11 protein-coding genes are annotated in these 16003 nt (G+C 43.5%); 4 read left to right on the top strand and 7 right to left on the bottom strand.

Annotated features, from left to right (window positions below; all coding sequences use genetic code 11):
• Nucleotides 1–9: 9 nt before the first annotated feature.
• Both LX64_RS04100 and LX64_RS04095 read right to left on the bottom strand, forming a co-directional pair.
• Entirely contained in the window at nucleotides 10–645 is a 636-nt protein-coding gene (locus tag LX64_RS04100) for a response regulator (protein WP_111596361.1), read from the bottom strand.
• Nucleotides 632–2623 (bottom strand): ATP-binding protein, encoded by a 1992-nt coding sequence (locus tag LX64_RS04095; protein WP_111596360.1) that lies wholly within the window; start codon nucleotides 2621–2623, stop codon nucleotides 632–634. Before LX64_RS04095 ends, LX64_RS04100 begins: the two co-directional genes overlap by 14 nt.
• Nucleotides 2624–2856: 233 nt before the next feature.
• Here LX64_RS04095 and LX64_RS04090 point away from each other — a divergent pair, with 233 nt between their 5' ends.
• A complete protein-coding gene (locus LX64_RS04090) occupies nucleotides 2857–3243 on the top strand; it encodes a hypothetical protein (RefSeq protein ID WP_111596359.1) in 387 nt (128 codons plus the stop codon).
• A gap of 121 nt (nucleotides 3244–3364) precedes the next feature.
• Here LX64_RS04090 and LX64_RS04085 read toward each other — a convergent pair whose 3' ends face one another.
• From LX64_RS04085 to LX64_RS04065, 5 genes are all read right to left on the bottom strand, one after another.
• On the bottom strand, nucleotides 3365–3904 hold the full coding sequence (locus LX64_RS04085) for a prolyl-tRNA synthetase associated domain-containing protein (RefSeq protein WP_111596358.1): 540 nt from the start codon (nucleotides 3902–3904) through the stop codon (nucleotides 3365–3367).
• Between the two features lie 93 nt (nucleotides 3905–3997).
• On the bottom strand, nucleotides 3998–5620 hold the full coding sequence (locus LX64_RS04080; protein WP_111596357.1) for an arylsulfatase: 1623 nt from the start codon (nucleotides 5618–5620) through the stop codon (nucleotides 3998–4000).
• Nucleotides 5621–5631: 11 nt separating this feature from the next.
• Nucleotides 5632–7275 carry an arylsulfatase gene (locus LX64_RS04075; protein ID WP_111597023.1) on the bottom strand — a complete coding sequence of 548 codons (1644 nt, stop codon included), beginning with the start codon at nucleotides 7273–7275 and terminating at the stop codon, nucleotides 5632–5634.
• Nucleotides 7276–7289: 14 nt separating this feature from the next.
• A complete protein-coding gene (locus LX64_RS04070) occupies nucleotides 7290–8759 on the bottom strand; it encodes a RagB/SusD family nutrient uptake outer membrane protein (RefSeq protein ID WP_111596356.1) in 1470 nt (489 codons plus the stop codon).
• Between the two features lie 18 nt (nucleotides 8760–8777).
• Complete coding sequence (locus LX64_RS04065) at nucleotides 8778–11828, bottom strand: SusC/RagA family TonB-linked outer membrane protein (RefSeq protein WP_111596355.1); 3051 nt, start codon at nucleotides 11826–11828, stop codon at nucleotides 8778–8780.
• 471 nt (nucleotides 11829–12299) lie between these two features.
• Here LX64_RS04065 and LX64_RS04060 point away from each other — a divergent pair, with 471 nt between their 5' ends.
• The 3 genes from LX64_RS04060 (at nucleotide 12300) to LX64_RS04050 (ending at nucleotide 15262) form a co-directional block, all read left to right on the top strand.
• Nucleotides 12300–13139, top strand: coding sequence for a DUF4846 domain-containing protein (locus LX64_RS04060; RefSeq protein ID WP_148707185.1), 840 nt, complete (start codon nucleotides 12300–12302; stop codon nucleotides 13137–13139).
• A 15-nt stretch (nucleotides 13140–13154) separates the two neighbouring features.
• Nucleotides 13155–13913: a DUF4846 domain-containing protein gene (locus LX64_RS04055; RefSeq protein ID WP_111596353.1), complete on the top strand. Its 759-nt coding sequence runs from the start codon at nucleotides 13155–13157 to the stop codon at nucleotides 13911–13913.
• A gap of 128 nt (nucleotides 13914–14041) precedes the next feature.
• Nucleotides 14042–15262 (top strand): glycoside hydrolase family 5 protein, encoded by a 1221-nt coding sequence (locus LX64_RS04050; RefSeq protein WP_111596352.1) that lies wholly within the window; start codon nucleotides 14042–14044, stop codon nucleotides 15260–15262.
• Nucleotides 15263–16003 lie beyond the last annotated feature (741 nt).

The raw sequence follows: 16003 nt of genomic DNA, 5'->3' as shown, positions 1-16003 counted from the left end.
AGGGGATGATTAAATAAACCCCTGTTGCGCCGCCACTTTAATTAACGCTGCTACATTAGGTACTGCAAACTTTTGGATTAAGTTCCGCCGATGCGTTTCTACAGTGAGCGGGCTTACATTCAATTGTTCTGCTATTTGTGGTGTGGTTCGCCCTTCTGCAATCCAATGTAATATCTCCTTTTCCCGCTTGGTTAATTGTGGAATGCCTTTCAATTCTACGGAAGAGGGGCGGGCCATGATTTCTTTTGCTGCTTTGCTGAAAGTAAGTAAGCCTTGCTGTGCTTCTGCAATACAAGCCACCAGTTCACCGGGGGCAATGTTTTTTAGTAAATAACCAGTGGCACCATGTTGTAACATTTGAAGTATCATGCTGCGTTCGGCATGGTTACTCAGAGCCAGTACTTGGGTTTGGGGTGAAATACGTTTTACTTCCTTGCAAATCTCCATCCCGTTTTCACCGGGTAATGAAATATCTAGTAATAAGATATCTACTTGGTTGGTACGTATATAATCGAGTAGGGGAGCACCTTCGGTGAAGGTGCCTACCATGGTTATTTCCGGTACATGTGCAATTAATCGTTGCAAGCCTTCTAGTACAATCGGGTGATCATCTACGATCGCCAGTTTCACATTACCCGTTAACATGTAGTTCTATATTGATGGTAGTGCCTTCCCCTGGCGCAGCTTGTATATCGATGCTGCCACGTAAAAGTCCTACACGGTTTTTAATATTGTTAAATCCTGCGCCTTTGGCTTTCGCCAGTTGTTGTTCCGAAAAGCCAATGCCATTGTCTTCTTGCGTGATGTAGAACCTGTCTTCATCTTGGCTGCATTGTAGAATAATATGCGTGGCTTGGGCATGCCGAACAGCATTGGTAAGCAGTTCTTGCACGATGCGGTAAATATGTATCTGTACTTCTTCTCCCAGGTTGTCGGCGATGTTCAGTGCTTGGAAATCGATGTGCATATCGTCGTTGATGAGCGATTCGGATAAGTCTTTTATGGCTGTTTGTAAGCCAAACTTCAATAAGCTTACCGGCATCATATTATGCGCGATACGGCGGAGTTCTTGCACGCTATCGTCAATTTGCTGGGTAATTTTCTCTAACTCTGTTTTCTGGGAATCGGTAGGCCAACCAGCTATTTGGGTGGAAAGGTTGATCTTCGCACCGGCTAACATACCGCCTAAGCCATCGTGTAAATCGCGGGCGAGGCGTTTCCGTTCTTGTTCTTCTCCTTGCAGTACGGCTTGACTAAATTGGATTTGTTGTTGTTGCGCAATGGTGTCGAGTTGTTGTTTTAATTGCCATTCCTTTTGGGCGTGGAGCTTTCTTTTATTGCGGTAAATGATGACCAGTAAACCCATAATCACCAGCAATACAACAATGCCACTAATCAATGTAATCATTAATAAACGAGCATTCTTCGCCTGCAATGAATCTTGGATCGATTTAGCCGTTAGTGCGTCAATCTCTTTTTGTTTTTCGGCGTTTTGGTATTTTATTTCCAAGGCATGCACATCGTTCGTTAACTTACTTTGCGACATGCTATCCCGTAAGGCGCTATATTGTTCCATGTACGAGAAAGCTGCTTTGTAGTTATTCATGGCTTTATACGTAGCAGCGGCGCCGTACAGCAATTGCACGCGGTTCATGGCGTATTTAGCAATCGCTTCTTCGCCTAATAGGTATTCTACCGTTTCACGGGCTTTTCCAAAATTGCCATCATTGTAGTAGGCGTAAAATTGTTGCATCACTAGTCGAAGTTCGTCGTAGCGCAAATGTAGTTTCTGTGCCAGTGCTACTCCTTTCGATAAACTTTGCAGGGCATCCTTGAACCGCGATTCCAATGTATAATACATCCCTTCGGCATTATAGTAACTAAGGTAGTATTCGCTACCGGGGTATTTTTTCAAGATAGCTAGCGAAGAATCTAGGTAAGGCCTAGCATCTTTGTTGTTATTCGATAAGCTGGCAATTTCGGCCATGGTGTGGTAACCAATCAGCAGTTCTCCTTCATTTACACTAGGGGCTTTAAATGCATTGATGGCTTGCTGGGTGTACAGACGTGCCTTCTCAAACTCGTTGGTGTTTTTGAATACAATAGCAACGGCAAGATAATCTTTACCTACAAGGGTAGGGTCGCCGGCTTTTTGCGCCAAGGGGATAGCTTTGTTGAGAATGATATCTACGAACTTTTTGGGTGCATCATTCTTTTGTTCAATACGACCATATTCATACCAAGCTTTCGCCCGGTACAAATAAGCCATCGGTTGTTGATCGTGTTGCAATAGGCTGTCGACCTTTAAAAAGTTGGCTTGTTGAAGCGCGAAATCGTCTTTTGAAAAAGTTAAGGAACGGTGGTAGAGTGCCATCGCCATGGGCAGTACCGGCCCCTTTGGAACAAGTTTTTCACCCGCTTGTAGGTATTGCAAAGCCTTCACCGTATCCGTCATCAGCCAATGGTCGGATAAGGCAAAGTTTGCGCGCATGGTGGTTTCGTTCGTAGTGGCGTCTTTCAATTTTTTCTCTAACGCTTGCAACGTGTTGTCGTCGTGGGATTGTTGGGCTGAACAGAACACGCTTGCTAAGCTGCATATACATAGCAATATTCGGTTTTTCATCTTTGGCGAAAATATGCACTAATTCAGCAAAAGCGTTGCCAAAAATAAATATACCGGGAAACCAGTAGAAATTTTTCACGGGATATAGGGATTGCCACGACTTTTTTGTGCCTGTAATTTTGTGCCTACCAATGGCCCATGCAGATGAAAATTGCCAGCCAAGGAAAAACATGTCTTATACAGGGAAGCCGAAAACTGTGGATTTTAAAGAGTAGGCATTATAAACAGAAATCATGAAAACATTGAAAAACCTTTTGTTCCCAATTGTTGCACTCCTAGTTATGTTAACCGTTGCTTGCTCGAAAGACGATGATAAACCGGCATCTTCTTCTCATAAAGTAGTATTTAAAGCAATCGGTAATACAAATGCGAAAATCCAATCGATCGTATACGGTTACGACGATAAAATTACTTCCCACTCGGATGTAAATACAGCCACATGGACAAGCCCAGAGGTTACTACACCGGCAGGTACACTAATGGTGAACATGAACGTAACAGCCTTAGCACCCGATGCTAGCGGTAACTTAAAAGTGCAAATCTTCGTAGATGGAGAATTGAAGAAGGAGAACGTAGCCACGGGTTCTGCATTAGTTGGCGCTGTTAGCTACACGTTCTAATATAACGGCAAGAACATTACTTCAGCTTGTTTCATTATAGGCAAATTACCTTTGCCAACTTTTTACCCAGTCCCGTTCGTACAAACGGGACTATTTTTACTTATACTAAACGATCATCCATTTATATCTTCACCATCTTCGGCGTATGCCCCACGTAAGCCAAGAAATCGTTCATGACCCAATCCCGCGGAATCTTCATGTAAGAAGTGGTGGTACCATCGCTGCAGCCATACCATTCTTCCAATAACACCTCCTCATCAATAATAACTTGCACCGCGTGTTCGGTATCTAACAGTAACCCAAAAATCGTAGTAGCACCAACAGGCGTGCCCAGCATACTATACAACAATTCTACCGACGCAAAGGATACCCTTGGCACACCCAATGCTGCCGAGAAATCTTTTGTAACAAATGGTTTCTCCGCCGTTGTAACAAACAAATAGAACGCCGTTTGCTGGCGATTGGTGAGAAACAATGTTTTCACTGTTTTCATGTTCAACTGCTTATTAATCACCAAGCAATCTTCCATTGTAATAGCATCATCTACATCCACCCGTTCAAATGGAACATTGAATTTGGCTAATGTTTCGTACACCTTTTCCTGTAGCGGCGACTTAAACACCGCCGGTGCCGACTTCGTTACTTCACTGATATAAAACATAGGGATGAAGATAATAAAATATAAAAAAAGAAGCCGTCTCTAAGAATAGAAACGGCTTTTCCTCACAATGTATAATGAATAAAAAACAGGCCTTTATTTCGTATTGTTTTGTTTACCCCGGTCGAAAATATTTGCCGGTTTAATCGTTTCATATTCCACTACACCGGTTTCCTTCGCCCATTGGAAATAAGCTGCCGATAGCTCGTTCACCAATTGCCTATTTTGCCCGGCCAAGTCTTTCGTTTCACCACGATCATTCTCTATATCATACAATTCCCATTTATACGATGGGAAAATCGATACCAACTTCCATTTACCTTGTCGTACCGCGCGGTTACCTGCACGTTCCCAAAAAATGGGTTGCTCGCGTTGAATAGCGGTATTGTTGAGTAACAAGGGCAGGAGGCTTTTACCAGGTAATGCGTTTGTTTTTTCACCTTGGAATTGGGCAGGGTAATTGGCATGGGCTAAGTCGTAGAAGGTAGGTGCCAAGTCGATCAAATGCGCTGTTCCTTTTGCAATTTGACCGGCTGGAATTTTACCGGGCAACCAAGCTATAAAAGGAGAACTAATACCACCTTCGTACATCGAGTTTTTGAAAGAGCGGAAGGGTGCATTCGATACGTACGACCAATTTTTACCTTGCGCTTCGAATGATCCTGCTGTACCTACCGGCCCGGAATTCCGACCTGCGCGCTGTCCAAAATGTGCTACATCTTCCGCTGGCGCACCATTATCGGAAATAAACACAATAAGGGTATTATCATCTTTCTTCAACGCTTTCAATTTATCCAACAACTTCCCAACGTTCTGATCCATTCTATCCACCATCGCGGCAAATACTTCCATTTTGGCTGCCCATAGTTTTTTCTCATCGTATGTTAAATTATCCCAAGCAGGCACTGCCTCGTCACGCTCAGCCACGGTATACTTCGCAGGAAGTATACCCAGTTTCGCTTGGTTTTGCAAACGGCTAGCCCGTAAAGAATCCCAACCGATATCGTATTTACCTTTGTACTTGGCAATGTCTTCGGGTAATGCTTGTAATGGCCAGTGCGGTGCATTGAAGGCTAAGTAGAGGAAGAATGGCTTATTGGAATTGCTTTGTGCATCGAGGTATTGCAATGCGTGGTTGCCAATTTCGTCGGTAAAGTAGTAAGAGTTATCAGCCGGGCGTAAACGCTTGTTATTTTCTACAAGCACAACTGGGTAGTCTCTTCCACCCAATGGCATCGGTTTCGCATCAAAGTAGTTCGCTCCGCCACCAATTACCCCGTAGAACTGCTCGAAACCACGTTGATTTGGCCATGCCAACGAATCGTTCCCAACATGCCATTTACCCGACATCAAAGTGTTGTATCCAGCATTGCGGAGTACTTCTGCCAGTGTTAACGATTGACGGTTTAAATACCCTTGGTAAGCAGGCAAACCGAGGTTCACATCAAAATAACCAATGCCGGCCTTGTGCTGGTATTGCCCTGTTAGCAAAGAAGCCCGGGTAGGCGCGCAAATAGAGTTATTATAGAATTCGCGTAACCGCAATCCTTCCTTTGCTAAACGATCCAAGTTAGGCGTGGCTATTTCCGAACCATACGCACCTAAATCTGAATACCCCATATCGTCTACCACGATTAAAATAATATTAGGCGGTTGCTTTTGCGCTGTTGCCTGTAAAGCCACTGTAATGGCTAGTATGGAGAAGAATAATTTTTTCATGTAAGCTTGTTTTAACGTTGGTTAGTACGACGTGCATTTTGTGTATTCTCATTAAAAGGCCCTGCAAACCCGGCATTACCTGTGGGTTTGATTTTATCGTAATCGATCACATCATTTTGCTTCGCCCATTTTTCATACACTGCATTTAATTCGGCAACTACTTGCGGCTGTTGCTGTGCAAGGTTTTTCGTTTCGCCACGGTCATTTTCTATATCATACAATTCCCATTCATTGGCAGGATAAGCACTTACCAATTTCCATTTACCACTACGCACTGCCCGGTTTCCGGCACGTTCCCAACATAGCGGGCTTGCCCGGTTAATTTCTTGTTGTGCTAAGAAAAGCTTCGCTAAACTGGTGCCCGGTAATGGGTTAATGGCGACTTGGTGGTATTGTTGAGGATATTGTGCCCCGGCCAGTTCGTAAAAAGTAGGGGCGAGGTCTACCAAGTGCGCCGTACCCTTCGCTATACTATTGGCTTTAATTTTACCAGGATACCAAGCAATTAATGGAGAACTAATACCACCTTCATATGCACTGGCTTTGTAAGAACGTAAAGCTGCGTTTGACACATTCGCCCAACTTTGTTCTACATAATCGTATGAGCCGGCCGAGCCAATTGGTCCGCTACTACGCGGGCGTTTACGACCCGCCGGAATAAAGCCACCTTGTGCGCCATTATCAGAGATAAATACAATCAGCGTGTTTTTATCTTTTTTCAATGCTTTTAGTTTGTTCAATATTTGACCAATACCTTGGTCCATCCGGTCGATCATAGCCGCATAAACTTCCATTTTCTTTTCCCAGTATTTCTTTTCGTCGTACGTGAGGCTTTCCCATGCTGGTACTTGTGGATCTTTTGGGATGGTAGCATTGGGAGCTAGGAGTCCAATTTTTTGTAAACGTTGTATGCGTTGTTGGCGAAGTGAATCCCATCCAATGCTGTATTTACCTTTATACTTGTCGATATCAGCTGGTTGGGCTTGTAAAGGCCAGTGTGGTGCATTATATGCTACGTATAGAAAGAATGGCTTGTTGGATTTGTTTTGTTCCTCTAAGAACTGTACGGCGTGCCCGGCAATTTCATCGGTTAAATATTTACCGGGTTGCAGGTTAATAGCCCGGTTATTCTCTACCAATTGAACCGGCGGTGCTTTCTCTTTGTAAGGCGCAATGTCAAAGTAATTGCTAGCGCCACCAATAAACCCAAAGAACTGGTCGAATCCTCGTTGATTAGGCCAACTTAGGCTATCATCGCCCACATGCCATTTACCCGACATTAACGTACTGTAACCCGCTTCCTTCAGCACTTCTGCTAGCGTCAACGATTCGCGGTTTAAGTAACCTTGGTAAGCGGGCAAGCCTAGGTTTACATTAAAGTATCCAATGCCCGCTTTATGGGCAAATTGCCCGGTTAGCAACGACGCACGTGTAGGGGCGCAAATGGAATTATTGTAAAACTCTTGTAAGCGCAAGCCTTCTGCCGCTAGGCGGTCCAAGTTGGGTGTGCTAATTTCAGATCCATACGGACCAATATCCGACCATCCCATATCATCTACCATTATTAAGATGATATTGGGTTGTTGGGTCTTTTTTTGCGCTGATACAAGCTGTACCAGCAGCAAACAAGTGAATAAGGTGATGATGTTTTTCATGTTGATGTGCCGTTTTATAACCATAATGGGTCTTGTTTCAATTTTGGGTTGAGGTTTAATTCGCGTTGTGGCGTAGGGAAACGAATATGTTTGGGTGCTGCCAATGTTTTACCGGCTGCTTTGAGGGTTTTAACATAATAATCTGGTCCGCGGCGTACTAGGTCGAACCAACGTTGATATTCGTAAACCAATTCCTTCCTGCGTTCTTGGAACACGCTATCCCGGAAGGCATCCTTGCCTAAATTGGGCGCAATGTCTTTCAACAAAGCAATACCTGCACGTGCGCGTACCTTATCAATGGCCTCGTAAGCGGCAGTACTGGGTGCGCCGCTACTTTCATTTAATGCTTCAGCATAAATGAGTAGTACTTCGGCATACCGTATAATGGGTAAGTTTTTAGAGGATTGACCTTGGTTGCCGACTACAGACTCATCGTAATATTTGTGTAAGTGAGGTTCGAAGGTGTACGTTTTACCATCGGTTGGACTTACCAGGCTCGTGGAAAAGGTGACGGCTTTACGGGTATCGTTCTCACTAAAGCTTTCATACAAACCACCTTGCTTATGAATGGCATCGGCATAATCACCATTAATACCAGGTACTTCGTTGGGTGCCGATCTACTGGCTAAACTGTTGCCTTGGTAGCCCGCATTCCCTAAGAATTGTGCAGAAAATATGTGTTCCTTCCCATTCTTTCTACCCACGGCATACACATCTGCGAAATTCTCAAACAAGTCATACCATTTTGCTTCAATTACTTCACGGGATTTAGCAGCCGCCAGCGTCCAGTTTTGTTGCGTGAGGTATACTTTGGCTAATAAGCTCTTTGCAGAACCGCTCGTAGCACGGCCAATATTAGCTGCACTGTAAGCACCTGGTGCAGGCAAGTTTTCTGCATCTTGTAGGTCTTTAATGATTTGCGCGTACACTTCACTGCTGGGCGATTTTTCAACATACAAGCCATTCGCTTCTAAAGAGTTTACTTCATGCAATACCAAAGGCACATCACCGAACCATCGCACCAAGTTGAAATAGTGTAATGCACGTAAGAACTTAGCTTCGTTAATTAGGCGTGTGCGCACCGTGCCATTGATGTGGGTTTCACCAATTAAAGCAATACGTTCGATCGCGATGTTCGATGTATTAATGGCATCGTAGGATTGTTTCCAAAGTTGCTCCATTCTATCATTCGAAGCGTCGTGTGTTAGCCCTGAAATGGCACGCACATGGGCATTACGGGCGCGAGGTCCAGCTTCATAATCATCCGTGGCCATTTCTACGCCAATTTGGAACAAGCTATTATAAAGCGATTGTCCTGTTTCGTATAACTTCCTATAAGCAGCTATTACCGCGGCATCGGCTTGCGATTCGTTTTGATAGAATTGGTTGGTAACGATATCCGATTGCGGATTTTCGTCTAAAGAAGAGCAGCCTTGTATACTGCCCATGCATATGATTAAGAAAAGAATGCCTAGTTTTTTCATGGTAACGTTTTTAAGCGGTTAAAAGGAAACTTTAATTCCTGCATTGAATGTTTTAGCCACAGGGTAGATGCCGGCATCTGTTCCGGGCGATACGTTACTACCCGAAGTTACTTCCGGGTCGAAGCCTGTGTATTTCGTCCAAGTGAGTAAGTTTTGTGCCGATACATATACTTGAATACCTGCTATATTGTGCAACCAATTCCGCGAAATATCATAGGAGAGTGCAATGTTTTTCAAGCGAACAAAGGTGCCGTCTTCAATAAAGCGATCACTGAAAATAGGCGCAGGGTCGAGCTTTGCGCGGGGAATGGTTTGACTAGGGTTTGTGGCAGTCCAACGGTCGCGTGCTGAACCGGCAGCGTTCTGTTGACCAGTAAACAGTTCCAAACTTTGCCTATTGCCATTTAATATTTTGTTACCGAATGAGCCTTGGAAAAATACACTCAAACTCACGCCATGATAAGAGAAATGGTTTTGAATACCGGCAAGGAAGTTGGGTTGTGCATTCCCAATAATCGCGCGATCGGCGGCGGTAGTGAAAGTGCCGTCTTTGTTAATGTCTTTGTATAATCGATCACCGGGTTTAGGAGCTGCATTACCTGTGAAAGCACCTTTATCTTTCTCTTCGCCTGTTTGAAGAATACCATTTGTAACCGTTCCGTAGAAGCTACCTAAAGGTTGACCTACTTGAATAATGTAGTTGCCCGTAATGTATTGCTTAGCCCCGTTACCAAGCGACAATACTTTGTTGCGGTTTAAGGAGAAATTAAAGTCGGTCGACCAAGTAAAATCTCCTACGAAATTCTTACTGTTGATACCGATTTCTATACCACGGTTTTCTACCGAGCCAAAGTTTTGTAGGGAGCTAGCTTGGCCGGAGGTCCATGGTAATTCTACATTCAGCAAGAGGTTCCGGGTTTTCTTGTAATAACCATCGAGGGTAACCAATACGCGGTTATTCCATAAACCTACGTCAATACCGGCATTGTATTGATCGGTGGTTTCCCATCCTAGTTGATCGTTCGCAATGCGATTGGGGGTGAAGCCGGTGAGGATTTTATTTCCAATTATGTAGGTTACACTATACAAGGTGGCTAATGATTGGTATTCACCAATTTCTAGGTTCCCCGTTACACCAAAGCTGGCCCGTAGTTTTAAATCACTAATGGTTTGTTTGTAGCGTTTGAAGAAATCTTCATTCCCAATTCTCCACGATACCGCTGCTGATGGGAAGTAGCCCCATTTGTTACCTTTCCCGAACCGGGATGAACCGTCGGTACGAATACTAGCTGTTAAATACAAGCGATTATCGTAGGTATAGTTCACACGCGCTAGCCAGGAATGTAACACCCATGAAGTAGTATTGGAAAAAGGGCGCACCAAAGTGGCACCACTTTGTAAACTGTTATACTTTAGTTGGTCGGTCACGAACTTCTCTGCACCAGTACGCACTACATCGCTATTAAACTCTTGCTGGGTAAAACCGCCGAGTACATCGAAAGCATGTCGACCGATATTTTTGTTATATGTGATCGTATTTTCGTTCAACCACGAATAGCTGGAGTAGTTACCACGACCGGCAGCACCACCTGTTTGTGTTCCTTCATAAATGGTACTAGGGATATACAACTTTTCGTTGGTGGTATTTACATCGGCACCTAGTAAAACTTTCACATGTAACCCTTCAATTACCTTCAATTCCCCGAACGCGGTTCCGAAGAACCGGTTCGTGGTTGACTTATTTAATTGCTCGTTAAGTGTAGCTATGGGGTTGGCAAAAATGTTTTCAAAAGGATTTCGCAAGGTATACGAGCCATTGGGTTCGTAAATGGTAGCAGTAGGAGGCATTAATAGTAAAGAGCTTACTATACCCGAAGGCGCGATGTTTGCATCGGATTTGCTGGCCGTAATGCTACTGCTGATTTTCAAGCGCTCGTAGGGCTGTGCATCAATATTTGCCCGCAAACTGATACGGTTGAAATCGGTATGGCGAATAATGCCTTCTTGGGTAAAATAATTACCCGATAGGAGGTAACGCGTTTTAGCACTACCCCCACTAATCGTAAGCTGGTGATTCTGAATATTACCACTGCGGAAGGCTGCATCTTGCCAATCGGTACCCTTACCTAGTTTCGCTACTTCTTCATTGCTTAAGTATTGATTGGGACCTTTCGCAGGATTGGTATCGAATAACACTTCGTTACGCAGTATCGCAAATTCTTGGGCATTCAACACATCAATTTTCTTCCGCAATGATTGCACGCCGTATGAGCTTTCCCAAGAAATATTGCTTCTATCGGCACGACCTTTCTTCGTTGTAACAATCACCACACCATTGGCACCACGAGAGCCGTAAATGGCGGTAGCAGAAGCATCCTTCAGAATGTCGATATTTTCGATATCGGCAGGATTGATACTAGCCAATGGATTAATAGGCGTACCGCTTGTGGTGCCGGCGTTTGTAGTACTATTATATACGGGGAACCCATCAATCACGTACAACGGTTCGTTGCCGCCTTGTATAGAACTCCCACCTCGTACACGAATACTTACACCACCACCGGGTTGCCCGCTGGTTTGAACTACTTGCACGCCGGGTACACTGCCTTTTAAAGCTTGGTCGATAGAGCTAACGGGTTGTTTGAATAAGTTGTTGTTCACTGATGAAATGGCGCCCGTGAGATCGCTTTTCTTCTTTGTACCATAACCTACTACCACTACATCGTTTAATTGACTTTGCAGCACTTCAAGTGCAATGTCGATGTTTGGGTTATTGGCTACAATCTCTAGTTTCTTATACCCGGTATACGTTACAATTAATGTATAGGGAAATGGTTGCCCCGTTACGAAAGAGAATTTCCCTTGTTGATCGGTGATTACACCGTGTGTAGTACCTTGAATTTGCACGGCAGCACCGGGCAATGGTTCCTTGGTTTGGGCATCCATAACACGCCCCGATAAATGCGAGTTAATGAGTGGTTTTGTTTGGGCGGAAATTGTGAGGCTTGTTCCCACCACGCAGCAAATTAGCAAAGTGACACGTTGCACCTGCTGTAAAAAATAGGCCATGTTTTTTCTTTTTATAAGGCAATAGAAATCCAGCCCGCTTACCGGTAATGGTGTATAAAGTATAGCCGTTGCAATGCGTATTGGCAATACAATTTCACCTCCCGTAAACAGGAGAAATGCATAAACGAAAATGCTCAACTACAGTATGTAGTCGGAAATTTGAAGATTAAGCCCGCATGGGGCAGCGCAAATGATTGGTCGACATGTTGGTTGAGTTTTTTTGAATAAACTGGTTATGGCTACTAAAATCTTTTCATCCAGGATAGCGTGAATAAGGTTGGTCATGCTACTTCTACCGCGCAAAAGCAAACATTCAGTAGATTATTAGGCAAAGCAAAGATAATGGGAATTTTATTAATCTACAAAGTTAGTAGGGTAATAGCGTGTTTATTTTTTAATGAAGGAAAAAAGGAGTGTTGTTAATGTTTGTATTTGAAAAGATTACACGCTATTTTGGTGGTTAAACTATTTATGAAAAAACACCCTTTGTGCATCTTAGTAAGAAAGTTATACGCCATGTTGTTTACTTTCTTACTATTCGCCTGTTTATACGGTTGCCAAGAACCCATTGCAGCACCTACGCCTAATTATGCAACCATTGAAGCCATTCCTATTCCTAAAGGATATACCCGTTTAGCCGATCATGCATTCGCCAAATGGTTGCTACAAGTACAATTAAAAAAGGATCGCACCGTTTATCTTTATAATGGTGAAAAGAAAGAAGACCAGGCTTCACAATACGCCGTACTAAACATCCCAATAGGCAAAGAAGACCTACAACAATGCGCCGATGCCGTTATTAGGTTACGGGCAGAATACTTGTACAACAAGCAGGATGTCGAACGCATTGCATTCCACGCTACAGATGGAACATTAATAGCGTATACGGCTTGGTTAAAAGGACAATCATTTCAATTAAAGCATAATAAATTAGTAGCCACGAAGGTGGCCGCTCGCCCCGATACCCGCGAAACTTTTGAAAAGTATTTGCGGTTTGTGTTTATGTACGCCGGCACCCATTCTCTCGCTAAGGAACTAAAACCGGTTAACATTCAACAAATCCAACCCGGCGATGTATTCGTTCAAGGCAGCTTCCCCGGGCATGCGATGATCGTCATGAGCGTGGCACAAAACCCGCGAGGGGAGAAGATATACATGTTAGCACAAGGTTACACACCCGCGCAAAGTATACATGTTGTACGCAACCGAATAGGAGGCATTGAACAACCTTGGTACAAAGCCGAAGAGTTTGGCACGGTTATTACGCCTGGTTGGACGTTCCTGCAAAAACATTTAATGCGGTTCCAATAATTTAAACGACGCGCTATGGTAAAGTTTTCTTGGTTGTTGATGGTCATTTCTATATTCATGCAAGTAAATGTTACAGCCCAACAACGCACACAAGTAGTAAAGGTAGAGGCTCCTACAGGGTTTACAGATGTTCCTGTAGATCGCCGCTCTTTTGCAGGTTGGCTCTACCGCTATACTTTGATTATAGATAAGAAAGAAGGCAGTTACGGGAAACTGGACATTACACTCGGCAAGAAAGACGTAAAACACCATGCCGCAGCCCCCATTTTTTTACGCGCTTATTACCTCTACAATGCCCAACGTTACGAGGATATACATTTTTATGCTGTAGATGGTACCATGATGGATTACGTAGGCTGGCGTAAAGGCGATCGCTACACTGTTTTGCCACAAAATAAAATCGCTAAAGAACGTACGAAAGAGGCTTCCGGCAGTATGGAGTCTTTCCGGGTATATACTAATAATGTGATCACCTTTAGTGACGCACAGTCGCTACGCGCCTCTATGAACCATGTAACGGTCGACGATATCCAAGTCGGCGACGTCTTCATCAAAAAAGGCGACCGCCTCAGCGCCGCCATCGTTATGCGTGTAGTAAAAAACAAGAAAGGCGAAAAGATGGTCATGCTCGCCGAAAACTACAAGCCAAGTGTCGATATCCAAATCCTCATGAATAATACTAGCAAAACACCTTGGCATAAAGTTACCAACGTACAAAAAATCAGTACCATGGATGGCTCTTTCGATACCTCGCAGCTCTTCCGCTTCGAGTAATAGTGTATATGTTACCCCTTATAAATTCCTTGAAACCCAAGTGGGTAGGAACTTGCATGTTATCTTTGTTTGTTGTAGGTTTATGCTTTCATAGTTTTATTCCACGCTAAAACTTTCAAAATTTTCACATGAAGAAATTCCTATTCACCGCGTTGACGGCTTTGCTAGTCGGGTCTTTGCAATCGAATGCACAATTCGTAAAGATCGACGGCCACGATTTAAAAACTCCGAAAGGCGAGAAGCTTTTCATCAAAGGAACCAACCTCGGTAACTGGCTCAATCCCGAAGGTTACATGCTTAAGTTCAACAAAACCAATTCCGGCCGTTTCATCAACGAAATGCTTAGCCAATTGGTAGGCCCCGATTTCACCAACGAATTCTGGAAACTTTGGAAAGACAATTACATCACCCGCGATGATATCCGCTTTATTAAGCAAACAGGTAGCAACGTCGTACGTCTTCCTTTCCATTATAAACTATTTACCGACGAAGATTATATGGGCCTTACTGCCAAACAAGATGGCTTTGCTCGTATCGATTCTGTTGTGAAATGGTGTAAAGCGGAAGGTTTATACCTTATCCTCGATATGCACGATGCCCCAGGTGGTCAAACCGGTGATAATATCGACGATAGTTACGGTTATCCATGGTTGTTCGAAAGCGAAGCTAGCCAAAAGCTTTTCTGCGATATATGGAGAAAGATTGCTAAATATTACAAAAACGAGCCTACCATCCTGGCATACGAATTGCTCAACGAACCTATCGCGCCGTATTTCAAAAACATGCAAGAGTTGAACGATAAGTTGGAAGGTATTTACAAGTTGGGTACAAAAGCTATCCGTGAAGTAGATAACAACCACATCGTTATCCTCGGTGGCGCACAATGGAACGGTAACTTCAAGCCTTTCAAAGATTCGAAGTTCGATAAGAAAATCATGTATTCTTGTCACCGTTACGGCGGCGAACCTACTGCTAAAGCGATCAACAATTTTATTCGCTTCCGCGATAGCGTGAACTTACCGATGTATATGGGTGAAATTGGTCATGGTAAAGACGAGTGGATGGCTGCTTTCGTGAAGACAATGGAAGAGAACAACATTGGTTGGACTTTCTGGCCATATAAGAAAATGGATGGTTCGTCTTTCGTAGCGATTACACCGCCACCGGCTTGGGATACCATTGTGAAGTTCTCGGAAGCACAACGCGTAACCTACAAAGAAATCCGCGATGCTCGTCCAGATCAAGCGGCTTCAAAGAAGATCTTGTTAGATTTAATCGAGGCGATGAAGTTTAAAAACAACGTTGTACAGAAGAATTACATCAACGCGATCGGTTTAAAACCTGAATAATTTTTGCGATGAATAGTTAGAGGGTGTCTCAAGCAGGCATCCTCTTTTTTATTGTAAAAGCGTATCAACTTCTAAAGGTTACACTATAACTACTGCTGTAAACATTGTTATGCGCCCATTTACACCTCACTTTGCCGCCCTCTCCTTAGCATGGAATAATCTCCCAATAAGTTATCATACTACTGTATACGTGCCGAATTATGCCGGATTCCTTTATAAGTAAATGAATTATATGCATTTACAAGAGCTACAATTATCTAAAAAACAGGTAAGGTGTTGATTTATAAATATATAGCTAGGCCTGGGATAGGCTTAGGATAGGGTCGAGATAGGCTTTAGATAGGCTTGGGATAGGGTCGAGATAGGGTAAAGATAGGGTTAGGATAGGCAAAAGATAGGTTTTCTTCATGCTGTCACGTCCTAAAATAGGTTTACACCCTTGTTAGATAATCCGGATAAAGGTTTACACCTGTAGTTGTTAATCCGTATAATAGTTTACAGTTCCAAAGATTAAAAAAAAGAACCTATTACTACTACTTATTATAGTTTTTCTTTTTTTGCTTCTTTTTTTCTTTTTACAATCCACCTGGATTTGTGGATAACCGGCCTTGGGCACCTGTAGGTGACGCACCCTTTTGCTGCCATCTCATGGCCATTTTACCATGTTGATGATGCGCTTGTGCAGGGGTTAAGTAGTTGCAGCTACTGTGTGGCCGCTGCTCGTTGTAAATGGTGATAATG

It is taken from the genome of Chitinophaga skermanii, assembly GCF_003259335.1.
Taxonomy (GTDB): Bacteria; Bacteroidota; Bacteroidia; order Chitinophagales; family Chitinophagaceae; genus Chitinophaga; species Chitinophaga skermanii.
The sequence above is the reverse complement of the archived record's forward strand: the minus strand, read 5'-3'. Positions and strand labels throughout refer to the sequence as shown.